Annotated in this window: 17 protein-coding genes; 5 read left to right on the top strand and 12 right to left on the bottom strand. The window is 53.1% G+C overall.

All coding sequences use genetic code 11. The annotated features are described in order from the left end of the window. Positions 1-59: 59 nt before the first annotated feature. The 5 genes from upp (at position 60) to MRBBS_RS18620 (ending at position 5,077) form a co-directional block, all read left to right on the top strand. Positions 60-698: a uracil phosphoribosyltransferase gene (upp, locus tag MRBBS_RS04835; RefSeq protein WP_014870312.1), complete on the top strand. Its 639-nt coding sequence runs from the start codon at positions 60-62 to the stop codon at positions 696-698. A gap of 3 nt (positions 699-701) precedes the next feature. Beyond that, positions 702-2,003, top strand: coding sequence for a uracil-xanthine permease family protein (locus MRBBS_RS04830; RefSeq protein ID WP_014870311.1), 1,302 nt, complete (start codon positions 702-704; stop codon positions 2,001-2,003). Positions 2,004-2,303: 300 nt separating this feature from the next. After that, positions 2,304-3,476, top strand: a complete 1,173-nt coding sequence (nirK, locus tag MRBBS_RS04825) for a copper-containing nitrite reductase (protein ID WP_014870310.1) — start codon at positions 2,304-2,306, stop codon at positions 3,474-3,476. Between the two features lie 111 nt (positions 3,477-3,587). Further along, complete coding sequence (locus MRBBS_RS04820) at positions 3,588-4,478, top strand: hypothetical protein (protein WP_014870309.1); 891 nt, start codon at positions 3,588-3,590, stop codon at positions 4,476-4,478. Positions 4,479-4,552: 74 nt separating this feature from the next. Then, positions 4,553-5,077 carry an SCO family protein gene (locus MRBBS_RS18620; protein WP_227497576.1) on the top strand — a complete coding sequence of 175 codons (525 nt, stop codon included), beginning with the start codon at positions 4,553-4,555 and terminating at the stop codon, positions 5,075-5,077. Between the two features lie 102 nt (positions 5,078-5,179). Here MRBBS_RS18620 and MRBBS_RS04810 read toward each other — a convergent pair whose 3' ends face one another. The 12 genes from MRBBS_RS04810 to MRBBS_RS04755 all read right to left on the bottom strand — a co-directional run bounded on the left by MRBBS_RS04810 (position 5,180) and on the right by MRBBS_RS04755 (position 15,939). Continuing rightward, positions 5,180-6,013, bottom strand: a complete 834-nt coding sequence (locus tag MRBBS_RS04810; protein WP_014870307.1) for an enoyl-CoA hydratase-related protein — start codon at positions 6,011-6,013, stop codon at positions 5,180-5,182. Continuing rightward, positions 6,010-8,154, bottom strand: coding sequence for an acetate--CoA ligase family protein (locus MRBBS_RS04805; protein ID WP_014870306.1), 2,145 nt, complete (start codon positions 8,152-8,154; stop codon positions 6,010-6,012). The genes MRBBS_RS04810 and MRBBS_RS04805 overlap by 4 nt, the downstream gene beginning before the upstream one ends. A 2-nt stretch (positions 8,155-8,156) precedes the next feature. Then, positions 8,157-8,942, bottom strand: a complete 786-nt coding sequence (locus MRBBS_RS04800) for an enoyl-CoA hydratase/isomerase family protein (RefSeq protein ID WP_014870305.1) — start codon at positions 8,940-8,942, stop codon at positions 8,157-8,159. A gap of 20 nt (positions 8,943-8,962) precedes the next feature. Further along, positions 8,963-10,096, bottom strand: a complete 1,134-nt coding sequence (flhB, locus tag MRBBS_RS04795) for a flagellar biosynthesis protein FlhB (protein ID WP_014870304.1) — start codon at positions 10,094-10,096, stop codon at positions 8,963-8,965. Between the two features lie 27 nt (positions 10,097-10,123). Beyond that, positions 10,124-10,903 (bottom strand): flagellar biosynthetic protein FliR, encoded by a 780-nt coding sequence (fliR, locus tag MRBBS_RS04790; RefSeq protein ID WP_014870303.1) that lies wholly within the window; start codon positions 10,901-10,903, stop codon positions 10,124-10,126. A gap of 3 nt (positions 10,904-10,906) precedes the next feature. Continuing rightward, positions 10,907-11,176, bottom strand: coding sequence for a flagellar biosynthesis protein FliQ (gene fliQ, locus MRBBS_RS04785; protein WP_007348710.1), 270 nt, complete (start codon positions 11,174-11,176; stop codon positions 10,907-10,909). A gap of 45 nt (positions 11,177-11,221) precedes the next feature. Next, entirely contained in the window at positions 11,222-12,001 is a 780-nt protein-coding gene (fliP, locus tag MRBBS_RS04780) for a flagellar type III secretion system pore protein FliP (RefSeq protein ID WP_041635082.1), read from the bottom strand. Beyond that, complete coding sequence (gene fliO / locus MRBBS_RS04775) at positions 11,985-12,485, bottom strand: flagellar biosynthetic protein FliO (protein WP_014870301.1); 501 nt, start codon at positions 12,483-12,485, stop codon at positions 11,985-11,987. Before fliO ends, fliP begins: the two co-directional genes overlap by 17 nt. 1 nt (position 12,486) lies before the next feature. Beyond that, entirely contained in the window at positions 12,487-12,993 is a 507-nt protein-coding gene (gene fliN, locus MRBBS_RS04770; RefSeq protein WP_014870300.1) for a flagellar motor switch protein FliN, read from the bottom strand. Further along, positions 12,993-13,988, bottom strand: coding sequence for a flagellar motor switch protein FliM (gene fliM / locus MRBBS_RS04765; protein WP_014870299.1), 996 nt, complete (start codon positions 13,986-13,988; stop codon positions 12,993-12,995). The genes fliN and fliM overlap by 1 nt, the downstream gene beginning before the upstream one ends. Positions 13,989-14,059: 71 nt before the next feature. Continuing rightward, positions 14,060-14,569, bottom strand: coding sequence for a flagellar basal body-associated protein FliL (gene fliL / locus MRBBS_RS04760; protein WP_014870298.1), 510 nt, complete (start codon positions 14,567-14,569; stop codon positions 14,060-14,062). Positions 14,570-14,649: 80 nt separating this feature from the next. After that, the gene (locus tag MRBBS_RS04755) at positions 14,650-15,939 is read right to left on the bottom strand and encodes a flagellar hook-length control protein FliK (RefSeq protein ID WP_014870297.1); all 1,290 of its coding nucleotides are present in this window, start codon (positions 15,937-15,939) and stop codon (positions 14,650-14,652) included. Positions 15,940-16,082 lie beyond the last annotated feature (143 nt).

Below are 16,082 nucleotides of genomic sequence, written 5' to 3'. Positions count from 1 at the left end.
GTCGCTGCCCTTATGCACGACCCAGCGCCCTCAACCATCACGACAAACAGGTGACAGCAATGCCCATCCACGAAGTAAAACACCCTCTGATACAGCACAAAATTGGCCTGATGCGCCGTGCCGATATCAGCACCAAGAATTTTCGTGAACTGGCGCAGGAACTGGGTACGCTGCTGACTTACGAGGCCACCAAAGACATGACCCTGAAAAAACAGCAGATTGACGGTTGGGCCGGGCCGGTCACCGTGGAACAGATTCAGGGTAAAAAAGTAACCATCGTACCGATTCTGCGCGCTGGCATTGGCATGCTGGACGGCGTACTGGCGCTCTTGCCCGCAGCTCGGGTGAGCGTGGTAGGTCAGATCCGCAACGAAGAAACCCTGGAAGCCACCACCTACATGGAAAAGCTAGTGGGTGAACTGGACCAACGCATGGCGCTGATTATCGACCCCATGCTGGCCACCGGTGGCTCGATTATCTCGACCATTAATTTACTGAAAAAAGCCGGCAGCACCGACATTCGCGCGCTGATTCTGGTGGCCGCCCCTGAAGGCGTGAAACGAGTTCTGACTGCGCATCCGGATGTGTCTATCTACACCGCCTCTATCGACGACGGCCTGAATGAAAAAGGCTATATCCTGCCTGGCCTGGGCGACGCCGGCGACAAGATTTTCGGCACCAAGCAGAAGGACGTTTGATTTATGTCCCAACACCCTAACGAGTCTGTCAACGATGCTAACCACGAGCCTGTCGACGAATCTTTTCATGAGCCGGTGTGGAAGCAAGCGTTAGCCGGCTCCCAGATGTTGTTGGTGGCCTTTGGCGCACTGGTGCTGATGCCACTGATTACCGGCATGGACCCAAATGTCGCGCTCTTCACTGCGGGCCTTGGCACCATCATTTTTCACATTGTGACCGGTGGTCAGATTCCGATTTTTCTGGCGTCGTCATTCGCCTTTATTGCCCCGGTGATTGCCTCCAAAGGCAAATTCGGTATGGAAGAAACCATGGGCGGTTTGATGGCGGCGGGTATTTTGTACATCATTCTGAGCGCCCTGGTAAAAGTTCGCGGTACCGGTTTTATTACCCGCTTGCTGCCACCGGTGGTGATTGGCCCGGTGATTATGGTGATTGGCTTGGGGCTGGCACCGGTAGCAGTGCACATGGCGTCTGGCCGCACCGGTGACGGCAGCGTACAGCTTATTGCGGAAAACACCGCGCTGTGGATTGCGATGATTTCCCTGGTGTGTACCGTAGGCGCATCGGTGTGGGCAAAAGGTATTTTTCGCCTGATTCCAATCATGTTTGGCGTGCTGGTGGGCTATGGCCTGGCAGCCATAATGGGTTTGGTAGATACGACGCCGGTGCAACAAGCGCCCTGGCTGGCTATTCCCAACTTTACCGCGCCACAATTCAGCTGGGGAGCCATTTTGTTCATGATTCCGGTGGCGATTGCCCCGGCTATTGAACACATTGGCGACGTACTGGCCATCGGCAATGTTACCCGCAAGAACTACCTGGACAAACCAGGCCTGCACCGCACCCTGCTGGGCGACGGCCTGGCCACCAGCGCCGCATCACTGCTGGGTGGCCCGCCCAACACCACCTACTCGGAAGTGACTGGCGCCGTCATGCTGACCCGCAACTTCAACCCGAAAACCATGTGGTGGGCCGCGGTTATCGCCATTGTACTGGCCTTTGTGGGTAAATTCGGCGCGGTGCTGCAGACCATTCCGGTGCCGGTGATGGGCGGCATTCTATGCCTGCTGTTCGGTTCTATTGCGGTGGTGGGCATGAGCACGCTGATACGCCACCAAGTGGATCTGGGCTTGCCACGCAATCTGGTGATTGTCGGTATTACCTTGGTATTTGGGATTGGCGGCATGGTGCTGGGGCATCTGGCAGGCATTGCGCTTTGTGCGATCGTAGCCGTCGCCCTGAACCTTATTCTGCCGGGCTCACGCGAAGCCTGGGGCAAAGCCATTTACGAAAAGAAAGACTGATCAGCACCCGGCCCCCGCCCTGGGGGCCGGCTAACTTAAGCGCCGCCGCACCAATTTAACGGCTTAACGAAGCCAGATAACGCTATTCTAGATCACATTCAGCCCGCTATTTTCTACTGCAAATTTAAAAAAGATGATTATTTATCTGATCTCGGTCAATTAGGATGAAGCTAATTATATCGATTTGATTTCAATCAATTGTGATTTACTCATCTTATCTATGCTCAGTTTCAGATGACTCACTTAATGATTTTGTGCTGTCAAAATGTAGAAAAATGCTACTGAATCATGGAGCTAGGTATGGAAAGCAAAACTTTAAAAACACCAGCAGTCAATGAACAGCGTCGTAACTTTATCAGTGGCTCAATCAGTGCTGGCTTCTTGGGCGCAGGCATTGCAGCAGGGTTAGTGCCAGCATTGGCTCAGGCTGAAACAGGTAAACCAGTGGACCGTATGGCTAGCTATACCGCGGACCAGCTAGAGCGAGTCGAGCAAGTACTCGTCGTCCCACCTATGGTGCCTGTGCATGACCAGGTCGCCAAAGGCAAACCTAAAGTCGTTGAAGTACGCCTCCATGTAGAAGAAAAACAAATAGAGCTGGAAAATGGCACTAAGGCATGGGTATGCGCTTTTAATGGCAGCGTGCCCGGGCCGTTAATTGTTTGCCACCAACACGACTATGTTGAATTAACCTTGGTTAATCCTAAAACCAACACGCTAGCCCATAACATAGATCTTCACGCGGCAACGGGTGCCTTGGGAGGCGGAGAGTTAACGCTTGTTTCTCCAGGTGAAGAAGTCACCTTCAGATTTAAAGCCATTAAAGTAGGCACTTTTGTATATCACTGCGCGCCAGGTGGCGTCATGATCCCTTGGCATGTCGTGATGGGCATGAATGGCGCCATCATGGTATTACCACGTGAAGGTTTGAGCGATGGCGATGGTAACAACCTAATTTACGACAAGGCCTATTACATTGGCGAACAAGATTTCTATATCCCCAAGAATGAGCAAGGGCAATATAAGGCTTATGACACAGTTTTAGGCAGCATGAATGAAACCTTGGAAGTTATGAAAACTCTCACCCCATCTCATGTTGTCTTTAACGGCGCAGTTGGGGCCTTAACAGGTCAGAATTCCATGACAGCCAAGCTTGGTGAAACTGTGCTGTTTGTTCACTCTCAAGCGAACCGTGATACTCGCCCACATATTATTGGTGGTCACGGGGATTATGTTTGGAACACAGGTTCATTCAGTGACAGGCCATCTCAAAACTTGGAGACCTGGCACATTGCCGGTGGCAGTGCTGGCGCAGCTTTATATACCTTCAAGCAACCAGGGCTTTATGTCTATGTGAATCATAATTTAATTGAAGCCATCATGAAAGGTGCTGCAGGCCATATCAAGGTTGACGGCGAGTGGAATGATGATTTGATGACTCAGGTCAGCAAGCCTTCCCCTATCAATTCCTAAATACGAGTCCTAAGCTATTCGGTCAGATAATAACTTAAAGATATCGTACTAAAATGTGGCTCAGAATAACTATTTCTGGGCCACTAGCGCGAGGTAACGAAGGAAAGTGCCATGCTCAAAGTAATGTCTATATTTTTTCTGATTATAGCCTGCCAAACTGCCACAGCCCAACAAGTCGATAAAAACACGAAGAATTATTTAATCTATGCCAGTGTCTATCAATGGTATGGCGAATTAGACAGCAATGAAAATTGGCGTAAAGACCATCCTCAAGTCGTACTCGATTTTAAAGAGTACCCGCTGAATAGCTGGGAAAAAGGAGCGCATCGGATTTTAGATATAGCCCCATTAGCTGATAATCCAGCCTCAGATACGCTACCTGCAGGCCATCGAGTGCGCGTGACCTTAGAGTTTTACCCCGCTACAGCGGGAGCCGATCACGTAACAGGTCAGTATGTGCAGCAATTAGTCACCTTTGACCATAACTTACAACAGGTGCTCAAGGTAGAAACCGAACTTAACGAAAAAGATGATTTCGAATCTCGCTACATTGCCAGCGCTAGCACAAATTTAATACGCGCATTTCTTTATAGTTGGACCCAAGGACTCGACAAGCCCGGCTCAGCATCGTTATCTCATTGGCTTGCGAGTGACGCTCAGGTGACATTGGCGGAAGATCAGATAATCAGCCTAAGTGACTATAAAGCCCAAATCAAGGCGCAAGGGTTAACTCAAATTCGGCGAGTTATAAAAAATCTTAGAATAAGCCCAATAGACAAACAGCGATACCACGTGGATTTTGAGTATCAATGGAGCGCGCTCAGCGCCCAAGGTGAAAATGAGATAGCCAATATTGGCGTTTCTATGCGCTTGAGCATCATAGACGGCAAGGTATTAATGCAAGTTTACACTGAGCAATATCTTGCGCCAAAAACCGATCTCGGTGCAGAAGTTCTGCTGCTAAGTTACCAGGCACACCCCCAAGACATTGTAAGGATTTAGCTATTATGAAAAACAGAACACTGGTATCAGCGAGTTGACTCTGCCTGACGATGATCCTGTTAAGTAATACCGCAATGCCAAAAATGCCTATTCTTAAAAGTATAGGAGGTGATTTTACGTTGCAGAGTAGTAAAGGTTATGACGTCAGCCTGTCAGACTACCAAGACAAGGTCGTCATGCTATTTTTTGGCTATACCAATTGCCCTGACATTTGCCCCACAACCATTGCCCATATTAGCCAGATGATTAAGACACTCACCCCAGAGCAGCGGAAAAGAGTACAATTTTTATTTATCAGCATAGATACTGACTATGATACCCCAGAACATCTAAACAAATATCTAGAGTACTTTGACCCTAGCTTCATTGGACTGGTGGACGAAAGAGAAAAAATTGACCACGCGGCAAAGCTCTATCATGCGGAATACAGCAAACTTGCCAATGAGAAAGTAACCAAGGAATTTAAAAACTTTCCGTGGATGATGAACAACAAGAAGAAAAGGGATATCTCTACTCCCACAGTGCCAAAATATTTGTTATCGATACGCAGAGTCGCGTTAGGGGATTTTTCTACGTTGGCACCCCGATTAATGACATGAAAGAACAAGTGACAAGCTTGTTCTAACACTCATCTCATTGTCATTGGTTCAAAAGCGCAAGTAAACCCCGCCCTATCCGGCCCATTCACCTCCCTGAGCGGCTTAGCGGCGTGCCATGGATTCCAGCATTCGGTTCACCGCATCCAAGTGCTCTGGCTCGTTATGGCACATGCCTTGAAAGCAGGCGCAAAGATCCAGAAAGTCCTTCAGCTCCATCCGCTGCGCCATCTTCATCAAGCGCTTGGTCATCCGAGTCGCTTTAGGCGGCTGGCTGGCCATCCGTCCGGCTAACGTCATGACCGTAGGCATCAGCTCATCTGCCGGCACCACGTCCAAAACAATGCCCAATTCTTTTGCTTCGTGCGCATCAACAATCCGACCAGACAAGGTTAACTCGAAAGCCCGTTGGTAGCCGATCAGGCGTTGCATCAACCAGGCGCCACCGTCCCCCGGAATGATTCCAAGATTAAGGAAAGTTTCGCCGAACTTAGCTTTCTCTGACGCTATACGGACATCGGCCATATTGGCCAGATCAAAGCCCGCACCGATGGCAGGCCCATTCACAGCGGCAATAATCGGCACCTCGACAGCCTGCATGACCAACGGAATACGCTGAATGCCCTTGCGATAGCGTTCGGCGCATTCCGCTGCATCACCGGCAAAATCGCCGCCGCGCTCGGCCATGTCGCGGACGTTTCCGCCCGCACTGAAGGCTGAACCGGCACCGGTGATAACCAGTACCGAGACATCATCACAGCCATTGACCCATTCGGCGGTGGTAACAATATCGTCGATTAAATGGGACCCAGTAAGGGCGTTGCGTAAGTCGTGGCGGTTTAGAGTTAGCGTCGCAATACGATTCTCAAGAGTAATCAGTGCATCGACTAACTGTGGCAGGTTGCTCATATTTGACAGACTCATGTTTGATTGACTCATAGCGGTGTCTCCTGGCAAACGATCACGCGGGCATCAACCACCGCGTAACCGTCGTGATAGGCAATCACGGGATTAAGATCCAGTTCAAGGATCTCGGCGTGAGCGTCAACAATACTGGACACTTTCAACAGCAGCTCGACCAGCGCGTCTTTACTCACCGCGGGTTCGCCGCGGACGCCATCCAATATCTTGCGGGCTTTGATCTGATTTACCATGGCGTGGGCGTCACCCCGGCTCAGTGGAATGGCGCGAAAAGCTACGTCCTCCAAGACTTCCACAAAAATACCGCCCAGGCCGAACATCAACACCGGTCCGAACACCGGGTCACGGCTGACCCCGATTATAACCTCGGTGCCCTTACGAGCCATGGGCGCTAACAAAACGCCCTCTATTTCGGCATCGGCTTTGTAGAGCTTACACGCGGTGAGAATTTCAGCATGGCCGCGGCGCAAATCCACTTCGCCACTGAGATTGAGTTTGACTCCGCCGGCATCCGATTTGTGTAAGATATCCTTGGAAACAACTTTCATAGCCAACGACGTGTGACCAAACTCAGCAACCGCCTCTAAAAACTCGGCCTCATTTCGGACTATCAGCTCTTTCGGCACATCCACGCCGTAAGTGCGCAACAATGACTTAGCCTCAAATTCAAACAAATCCCGACCGCTTCTTTGAGCCTGCTTAAAGGTTGCAACAACGCCAGCATCGGGGCTCAGTGGCTGCGCCAGCTCCGCCCGCTGGTTACTGGCGATATAGGCACCCCGTTCGTTCAGCGCTTTCAAGACCTGAACCGCGTGCTCAATCGAATTGTAAACAGGCACCCCTGCTTCGCGCAGTCTAACCAGCGGTTCAGGCCGAACATGGCTGTAAAGGCTGTAAACCACCAACGGTTTGTCGGTCTGGCCAGACAGTTCCGCGATCGCATCTGCCGTCTGCAGCTCTTCCGCCTTGAGTTCCTCTGCAAAGCGAAGGCCGTAGCCACCGAACATCCCCACCAGGAACACCATGTCAACGTTCGCGTCCTCAACCAGAATGCTCATGCAGTTTACAAGCAGACTCGGGTTCGCGTCGGTACTGCCAGCCACATCAACAGGGTTTACCAACGACGCCTGTGGAAAGAGAATACCCCGCAGCGCTAATCGGGTCGCATCAGACAGCTCGGCCAGTTCCAACCCTGCTTCACACAAGCGATCAGAAGCAATTGTTGCCTGGCCACCACCGTCAGCCAAAATCGCAACCCGGTTTCCATTCGCCTGCTGCAAAAGACCCAAGCCTTCGGCAACCGGCAGAATCTCGTCAGACTGGCTGACCACGGTTACGCCCACCTGACGAAGCAGGTCTACCGTCATCGCATAGCTGCCGGCTAAAGCTCCAGTGTGCGATTTGGCGGCTTTCTGGCCGGCCTCGGTTGAGCCCGACTTATAAACCACCACAGGCTTGGTTTTCGCGATTTCTTTGGCAACATTCAAAAACACGCGGCCGTCTTTGAAACCCTCTACATAAAGTGTTGCTACACGCGTGTTCTCGTCTTCTCCCAAATATTGAAGGTAGTCTGCAAAGCCTAAATCAATTTGGTTTCCTGGCCCCACATAGGTGCTAAAACCCACATGCCCGTTACTTTCCGCTTCAAGCGCCAGAGCCAACAGCATATTCCCTGACTGAGATATGATGCCGATATCGCCAGGCTTAACGTTGTCGAGAGCCAGCAAATTCACTTTTTTATGAAGATTGAAAACCCCGGATGTGTTGGGGCCAACAATACGCACGCTGGCTTTTTGAGCGGCCTCTAATACTTCCTGCCCCAGCTTTGCACCGGCTTCGTCCACTTCGCCAAAACCGCTTGCCAGGATAATCGCCCCTTTCGTTCCATTGCGGCCACATTGGCCCAGCAGGTCGGGAATGGTCTTCGCTGGCGTACATATCAGCGCCAAAGCCGCCGGCCCCGGCAGTGATTCCATGGACGGGTAGGCTTTGTAACCCAGAATCGTATCGACTTTAGGATTGATCGGATAAATCGCCCCTTCATAGCCGTCGTTAATAAGTCCGACCATCGCCTTGTAACCGCGCTTGGTGGGGTCGGATGAGGCTCCCAGAATCGCGATTGAATCGGGTGCCAGAAATTCGTGCAATGAACTTTTCATAATTAACAGCCCTTGAAGACGGGTGGGCGTTTTTGAGCGAAGGCATCAACACCTTCCTGCCAGTCCTGGGTTGTGGTGCACATAAACACGCCGTCCAACTCATGCTGAAGCTGCGCATCCAGATCCGCGTAAGAGGCGTTGTTCAATAACTTCTTGACCAATGACATGGAGATTGGCGCTTTGGTGGCCAGCTGTTTGATAAACGCCTCTGCCTCATCAAGCAGTGCGTCGTCAGCTACCGAACGAGTCGCCAAGCCAATACGCTCAGCCTCGGGGCCGTCAATTTTAACGCCGGTGAAGATCAGCTCACGAGCTTTCGCTAACCCTACCAAACGCGGCAGAAAACTGGTCACACCGCCGCCGACACAGGTACCAATGCTGACTTCGGGAAAGCCGATTTTTGCCGTCTCGCCCATAAATATGAAGTCACAAGAGCAGGCCATTTCGGCCCCCGCACCTAATGCATAACCGTTAATGGCCGCAACCACCGGCTTACTCAGTCGAAACATCGCTTCGCAAACGTCATTACCCAATTGCAGATACTGCCGACGCTGATACTGGCTGCGATCGCCCGAACCGTGCTCTTTCATATCGGCGCCCACACAAAAGGCGCGCCCTTCACCGGTTAATAAAACGGCTCTGACCTCAGGGTCGGCTTCTGCCTGGTTCAACGCCGCCAATAAATCTTTGTAAAACGGCTCAATAACGGCATTTAAACGATGGGGACGATTAAAGCGAATCTCGGCATAGCCGTCTTTGATGGTGTAAATCAGGGTTTCAAATAACACAATAAATTTCCTTTATCTCATCAAGTGTCGCGTCGCAAGTCCGACGGTATGGGGAAATTCGGCATGGTGGGCTTGTCGACGTGGCCCTTGCGGAACTGACGCAGCTGGAATACGTAGGCCAGCACCTGGGCGATGGCCATGTACAGGCCGTCTGGTATTTCCTGACCAATATCACTGTTGTGATACACCGCCCGCGCCAGCGGTGGTGTGCGCAGAATTTCTACCTTGTTTTCGCGGGCAATTTCCATAATCTTGAAGGCCAGTTCGTCACCGCCCTTGGCCACCACCATAGGCGCGGCCATGCTGCTCGGGTCGTACTTCAGTGCCACCGCGTAATGGGTCGGGTTGGTGATGACCACGTCAGCGGTTGGAACGTCCTGCATCATCCGTCTCTGCGACATCTCCCGCTGCAGCTGGCGGATACGGCCTTTTACCTCGGGTTTACCTTCGCTGTCTTTGTGTTCGTCTTTTACTTCCTGCATGGTCATTTTGAGCTTTTTCTGGTGGTCGTAAATCTGGAAGGGCACATCGATCACAGCAATAATGATGGTGGCACAGGACAACAGAAAAAAGCTCCAACCCAGGGTCCAGAGTACATGCTCCATAGCCGGAACCGTCGGTTCGGCGGAGATGCTCAGCAAGTCCACCGTTCGCACTTGCAAAATGAGAATAGCGATGGTGAGTACCAGACCCACTTTGGCGATGGCTTTAAACAGCTCAATTAGCGAGCGTGAAGAAAACATGCGACCAATGCCCTTTATAGGGTTCATACGACTAAGCTTGGGTGCAATGGATTTGCCGCTGAACAGCAAGCCACCAATACCGATGGAGCCGGCTATAGCGGCCACCAGCAGCATGGCCAGAATGGGCGACAACGCCCAGGCTGCGGCTTTGGCGGAGGCAATCAGCTGCACGCTCATATGGCGCATATCAAAAATGGCGCTGCGCTCGAGGGTGAAGGCATCGCGCATGATGGCTTCCAGGGCCGCGCCAAGATGGGTACCAAAAATCAGTAGACCGCCAGCACCGGCCATCAACACAGCCGTCGTCGCCAGCTCTTTAGAACGCGCAGTCTCGCCATCCTCCTTGGCCTTTTCGAGCCTTCGGGGGGTGGCCTCTTCGGTTTTCTCCTGACTGCCGTCGTCGTCGGCCATTATCGCAATACCCTGATGCTGTTATGACTACCGTTGCAACTCGCGCATGAAATCGAACGTCTGCCGGGCGTAAACCTCGAAATGCGGCAAAAAATTGGCGTGCAACACCCAGATAGCAAACAATCCAAAAATCAGGCCAATGGGGAAGCCAAGGGCGAAAATATTCATCTGCGGCGCGGCGCGGGTCATCACGCCAAAAGAAATACTGACAATCAACACCGCCGTTACCGCAGGCAGCGCCATCAGCATAGCTGATACAAACATCCAGCTAATACGGTGCGCCAACTGCCACACACCGGCCTGCCCTAAACCTTCAAGGCCGATAGGCAAGGTGCGAAAACTCTCGATAAACACTTCAAACGCCACCAGGTGGCCATTCATCGCCAAAAACAACAGAGTGATGGTGATGGTGTAGATTTGCGCCAGCACCGCAACGTTCACGCCGTTCGCGGGATCCACCATAGACGCAAAGCCCAAGCCCATTTGCATGGCAATCATCTGGCCGGCAATCACAAACAGCTGCCACAGCGCCGTTAGCGCGAAACCTAACCCTACGCCAATCAATATCTGCTGCAGGGTAATCACCACCGCATCGGCGCTTAAGGCGTCTATCTGGGGCACCGGAGGAATCATCGGCACCACGATAATGGTCATCAACAGAGCCAGGCCCAGGCGCACCCGGGCAGGCACCAACTGGGTACCAAAAATGGGAATCACCATCAAAAAGCTGGCAATGCGGAACAGCGGCCATAAATGTTGACCAACCCACTGGCCTATCAGATCGGCACCGAGTTCGGTAGGCAGCATGGGTCAGCCGATCAAAAAGGGAATGCTGGAGAAGAGCGCGTTAGCGTGGTCCAGCAGTTTTGTCAGCATCCACGGCCCCCACACAATGATCACGATCAGTGTGATCAGCAGGCGCGGCAGAAAGCTCAGGGTTTGTTCGTTGATTTGAGTGGCCGCTTGAAAGGTACTGACCACCAAGCCAATAATCAGGCCCGGGGTAATAATCACCGACGCCAGCAGCACAATCATCCACAGCGCTTCGCGCAAAATATCGATGACAGTTTCAGGGGTCATAGGTAGCCTCCATTAAGCGCTTCATAGCATTCGGCGCCGCGCACACTAAAGGCCATAGCTGGCCGCCAGGGTGCCCATTATCAACGCCCAACCGTCTACCAGCACAAACAGCATGATTTTGAACGGTAGCGAGATAATAATCGGCGACAGCATCATCATACCCATGGCCATCAGCACGCTGGCCACCACCATGTCGATAATCAGAAAAGGTATGAACAATATAAAACCAATCTGGAACGCCGTTTTCAGCTCGCTGGTAACAAACGCCGGTAGCAGCACCCAGAACGTGACGTCTTCAGGGCTGACAAACTGCTCGTCAGCCATGCGCATGAAAAGTCCGAGGTCGCTTTCGCGGGTTTGGGCCAGCATGAACTTTTTGAACGGCTCCGACGCGGCTTCGACGGCTTCCAGTGAGGTCATTTCTTCCTGCAGATAGGGTTGCAACCCTACACGGTTGGCTTCTTCCAACACCGGTTTCATAATGAATATGGTCAGAAACAACGCCAGCCCCAGCAGAATTTGGTTAGACGGCGCTGATTGCAGGCCCAGGGCCTGGCGCAGTATCGAAAATACGATAATGATGCGAGTGAACGACGTCATCATCATCAGCATCGCCGGCAAAAACGTCAGCGCAGTCATCAGCGCCAGAATCTGCAAGGTTACCGAATATTCCTGCTGGCCCTCACCGGCGCCGGGCTCTACGGTGAACGCCGGTATGCCGGGCAAGTCCGCCTGGGCCAGTGGAGCCCAAACCATAGCAGCAACGACAATCAGTAATGGCAATAGCGCCTCTAACAGGCGCGCAGGTTCAAATCTTGCGGTCATTGGTCGATCTACCAGAACTGTCGGCCGCGACATTCGGAGCCTGGGTTTTATTCATCAGGGACTGGAGTTTGCGGGCAAATTCACCACTGGGCGCGCTGCCGCCTACACTCACGACTGGCTTATCGAACACGTGCAGAGTGCTAATGGTGCTGGGCGTGATACCCAGCAGCAACTGCTGGCCCGCCACATCCACCACCGCAATGCGCTCGCGAGCGCCTAGGGCCATCACCGACACCACTTTAATAGCGCTGTTGTTCATGCCGGTCATGCCGGTCATGCGGCGGATCAGCCAGGCGCAGCCATAGATAATCGCAATCACCGCCAGCAAGCCCAAACCCAGGCTCACCAGAGTAGACAGGGTATCCGGAGTGCGCGTCGCCCCAATCAGTTGCGCTTGCGCTTGCGGCGCAGCGGGCTCTGCCATGGCCGGAAACGCCGCCATCAACCAGAGTACAGGAACTGCCTGCCAGAACTTTGACGTCATACTATTTCTGCAAGCGCTTGATGCGCTCGCCCGGGCTCATGACGTCCGTCAGGCGAATGCCAAATTTATCGTTAACCATCACCACCTCGCCGTGGGCAATCAAGGTGCCATTCACCAGCACGTCCAGCGGCTCGCCGGCCAGACGGTCAAGCTCGATCACCGAACCCTGATTCAGCTGTAGCAAATTGCGGATAGGAATCATGGTATTGCCGACTTCCATCGAGATGGTCACCGGTATGTCCATGATCACGTCAAGATCTGGCGAGTCTTTTGAGGTGTTAACGCTGTCTGAACCAAACTCTTCCATCGGCGCTGCGCGTACGTTGTTTTTTTTGTCACTTTCTTTACCACGATTCCCAGCGCCAGCCGCCTCGGCCATCGCCTCGTCCCAGTTGTCTTCGGTGCTGTCAGACTCCGCGCCAGACTCACCCATCGCGGCCTCCCACTCTGCCGCCAGTTTTTCATCTTCGCTCATATTCTGGTCGTCTGTTTTATCGTCGTCAGCCATTAGGTACGCCCTACCTTCAGTTGTTTCTTGACCTTGGGCAACGTCGCCCGTCCGTGAATTCTCAGTGCCAATTTATCATCGCGGGTGCCCAACGTTGCGGTGTATATCGGAATACCGTTAGCGGTGACGGTTAAATGCTCCGCCATTTCAATGGGTATGATGTCACCAGCTTTGAACTTGGCCACTTCACGCAGTGAAATGTGGCGACGGCAGATTGTAGAGTTCACCGCCACACTGACTGCCTTGATGTCTTCCTGAAGCGCGCTTACCCAGCGTTCGTCGGTATCGTCGATGTCGCTTTGCACGCCGGCGTCCAACACATCGCGAATCGGCTCAATCATCGAGTATGGAAGCGCAAAGTGCAGTTCGCCGCCACCGCCGTCCAGTTCTATATGAAAAGTACTCACCACGACTACTTCGCTAGGGCTGACAATATTGGCCATAGACGGATTCACTTCCGAGCTCAAATACTCGAAATTCACTTTTAACACCGTCTGCCAGGCTTCCTGCATGTCGTGGAATACCTGATTCAGCATCATCTGCACAATGCGGTTTTCGGTAGGGGTGAACTCGCGGCCCTCAATTTTGGCGTGGCGGCCCTGACCACCGAAGAAGTTGTCCACCAGTTTGAATACCAGCTTTGCATCCAGCACAAACAGCGACGTGCCGCGCAGCGGACGTATTTTGCATAGGTTTAAACTGGTTGGCACATAAAGGGTGTGCACGTATTCACCGAACTTCATGATCTGAACGCCGCTAGTTGACACATCGGCGGTGCGCCGCAGCAGGTTGAACAAGCTGATGCGGGTGTAGCGGGCAAAACGCTCGTTAATCATTTCCAGTGTTGGCATGCGCCCGCGAACGATGCGGTCCTGGCTGGCCAAATCGTAGTTTTTTACGCCGTCGTCGTCGGTGTCGTCGTCGGTGTCGATGTCACCGTCATCTACTCCATGAAGGAGCGCATCGATTTCGTCCTGAGACAGCAAGTCCTGCATAGTCGATTCCGCTGTGTAGATTCCAGCCGCATAGCGGCTATATCAAACGTTCACCTTACTGAACAACAAAATTACTGAACAACAAAGTTGCTGAACAATACTTGACGAATAGCGGCTGCGTTCTCGATGGCCAACAGCTCATTGACCTTGTCAGTCATCGCCTGTGCCAGCTCCTGGCGACCTTCCGGGGCACGCAAGCTGTCAAAGCTGCGACTGCCCAGCAGCTGAATTAGCTGGCTGCGCAGCAATGGCAAATGCACTTTGGCGGCATCCAGCACCGCCTGGCTTTCCGCTTCCAGTGACATATGTACTTGAGCGTAACGCTGGCGGCCTTCAGCTTGCACGGTGGTCAGCAAGGGTTCTTCCAAGTCCAGATAAACGCTGGTTAGAAATTCCGGTTCTTTGGCCTGTTCATCAGCGGTTTTGGCGCCACCCATGCCGAACAAGCTGCCATTCATAAACCAGAGCGCACCGGCCACCGCCAAAACAATAGCCAGTAAATTCAGAAAGCCCAGCAACACAAAGAGCTTGAGTTTGCTTTTTTTCGCTACGGGTTCATCAGCGCTGGTGTTCTCTGCCATAAGTCATTGGTCCTGAAAAACTCAAATAAGCCATTGCGCGCAGTTTACCGTTCAGCCCAGCCTTGGGCAAAACAGTTTGCCTAGGCAAACAAATCAACCTCACCACGCCAGCTCAAATCCAGCTGCCCGCCTGCTAAAATGACGTCCTGAACACCCAGTTCAGAGGCCCGGCCCTGGCCACCGTTACTGCCGGCCTCCGCATTACCTTGTTCACCGGATTGCTGACGGGGCTGGTCAGACACATCAAATCGCTCCAGCGAAACGCCCTGCTCACTCAACATCTCACGCAAACGGTGCGAATTCTGTTCTAACTGATCGCGCACCATTGGGTTGGCTGCGTGCACCGTTATGCTAGCCTGGTCGTTGTGCATACGTACCTTTACTTCCATCGGGCCCAGGTCTGCCGGGGACAGATGAATTTCAGCCACCGACATGTTGCGCGCGGTAAGCCAGCTGAGTTTGCCCATCACTTTGTCGCCCCAATCGGCCTGGCCCACCGGCACGTCTACAGACGTTGTGTAACCGCGCAGAGCCAATGCCGGATCGGTCTGCACCCGGGCGGCGCTGTTGGGCTGCTGCGGCAACAGACTGTCGGCGCTGCTTTGTAGACGGCTGTCGGCCACCAAATTGGCGCCGTCTGCCGGGCGCAGGCTTTCCGCTTTGCGCAATGTGTCGGTGAGGGACAGGCCCGCGGCTTGACTGGCGCTCAAGCCTGTCGCGGCGCCCTCTGTGCCAGCCTTTATAGCGCCAGGCGCCGCCAGCGGATTCAGTGATTGCCCTGGAATGCCTGCAGCCGGCATGGCGCCGGCACTAGCCAAGGCAACGCCGGCGGCGCTATTAATAACCACCGCACCGCCAGCGGCACCGGGGGCCGGAGCCGCTGGCGCCAGCATGGCCTGCAATTCCATAAAGGTGAGTGCCACCGGTTCCGTATCGGGCAGTTTTGCGGTGTCGGTATTTTCGGCAGCGTTGTTCTGCGGCTTGGTCACAGCCAGGGGCTCGGTGTTCTCGCTCTGGGCTTCATTGACCTTGCCAACGTCGTCCGCTTCGGCCTGACTGCTACGGTCAGCATCGGCAGGTTTTTTGGCGCTATCCGCTGCTTGGGGCTTAGCCGCGTTTTTATCCGCTGCATTGGCCTTATGGGCGTCGGCTTTCGAGTCTTTCGCAGCCGCTTGCTGAGCGGCAGAACGGTTTTTAACCTGATCCTGACGTGCCAGGGTTTGCGTGTGTTCACGGGACACGTCTTGGTAACGGCTGTTGCCGCCGTTGCCACTGTCGGCGTAGCCGCCGTCACGACTTTTTGCCGGGCGACTGACTGCCTGTTCGCTGATTGCGCTGGCGGAGCCTTGGGGGAGAAGCACTTGGGACATGGCAACCTCTTGCCGCGTGTGGCCGCGTAGTAGTTTGAAAGTAGCTTAAAAGTAGTTTGAAAGTAGCTTGAAAGTAATCCAAAAACCGGAAAACGGCGTTCAATGGCCGTTATTCCACGTAAGTAACAAAGCTAAAAGAGGTG

The organism is Marinobacter sp. BSs20148 (genome assembly GCF_000283275.1).
Lineage (GTDB): Bacteria > Pseudomonadota > Gammaproteobacteria > Pseudomonadales > Oleiphilaceae > Marinobacter > Marinobacter psychrophilus.
Note: the sequence above shows the minus strand (reverse complement) of the source record. Positions and strands in the feature narration are given on the sequence as shown.

Excerpts from the sequence above, each read along its gene's own strand:
- fliL (WP_014870298.1), bottom strand. The coding sequence starts at position 14,569 with ATGGCAGAGAACACCAGCGCTGATGAACCCGTAGCGAAAAAAAGCAAA.
- MRBBS_RS04755 (WP_014870297.1), bottom strand. The coding sequence starts at position 15,939 with ATGTCCCAAGTGCTTCTCCCCCAAGGCTCCGCCAGCGCAATCAGCGAA.
- MRBBS_RS04820 (WP_014870309.1), top strand. The coding sequence starts at position 3,588 with ATGCTCAAAGTAATGTCTATATTTTTTCTGATTATAGCCTGCCAAACT.
- MRBBS_RS18620 (WP_227497576.1), top strand. The coding sequence starts at position 4,553 with ATGCCAAAAATGCCTATTCTTAAAAGTATAGGAGGTGATTTTACGTTG.
- fliQ (WP_007348710.1), bottom strand. The coding sequence starts at position 11,176 with ATGACCCCTGAAACTGTCATCGATATTTTGCGCGAAGCGCTGTGGATG.
- upp (WP_014870312.1), top strand. The coding sequence starts at position 60 with ATGCCCATCCACGAAGTAAAACACCCTCTGATACAGCACAAAATTGGC.
- MRBBS_RS04830 (WP_014870311.1), top strand. The coding sequence starts at position 702 with ATGTCCCAACACCCTAACGAGTCTGTCAACGATGCTAACCACGAGCCT.
- fliN (WP_014870300.1), bottom strand. The coding sequence starts at position 12,993 with ATGGCTGACGACGATAAAACAGACGACCAGAATATGAGCGAAGATGAA.
- MRBBS_RS04810 (WP_014870307.1), bottom strand. The coding sequence starts at position 6,013 with ATGAGTCAATCAAACATGAGTCTGTCAAATATGAGCAACCTGCCACAG.
- nirK (WP_014870310.1), top strand. The coding sequence starts at position 2,304 with ATGGAAAGCAAAACTTTAAAAACACCAGCAGTCAATGAACAGCGTCGT.
- fliM (WP_014870299.1), bottom strand. The coding sequence starts at position 13,988 with ATGCAGGACTTGCTGTCTCAGGACGAAATCGATGCGCTCCTTCATGGA.
- MRBBS_RS04805 (WP_014870306.1), bottom strand. The coding sequence starts at position 8,154 with ATGAAAAGTTCATTGCACGAATTTCTGGCACCCGATTCAATCGCGATT.
- fliO (WP_014870301.1), bottom strand. The coding sequence starts at position 12,485 with ATGACGTCAAAGTTCTGGCAGGCAGTTCCTGTACTCTGGTTGATGGCG.
- fliP (WP_041635082.1), bottom strand. The coding sequence starts at position 12,001 with ATGACCGCAAGATTTGAACCTGCGCGCCTGTTAGAGGCGCTATTGCCA.
- fliR (WP_014870303.1), bottom strand. The coding sequence starts at position 10,903 with ATGCTGCCTACCGAACTCGGTGCCGATCTGATAGGCCAGTGGGTTGGT.
- flhB (WP_014870304.1), bottom strand. The coding sequence starts at position 10,096 with ATGGCCGACGACGACGGCAGTCAGGAGAAAACCGAAGAGGCCACCCCC.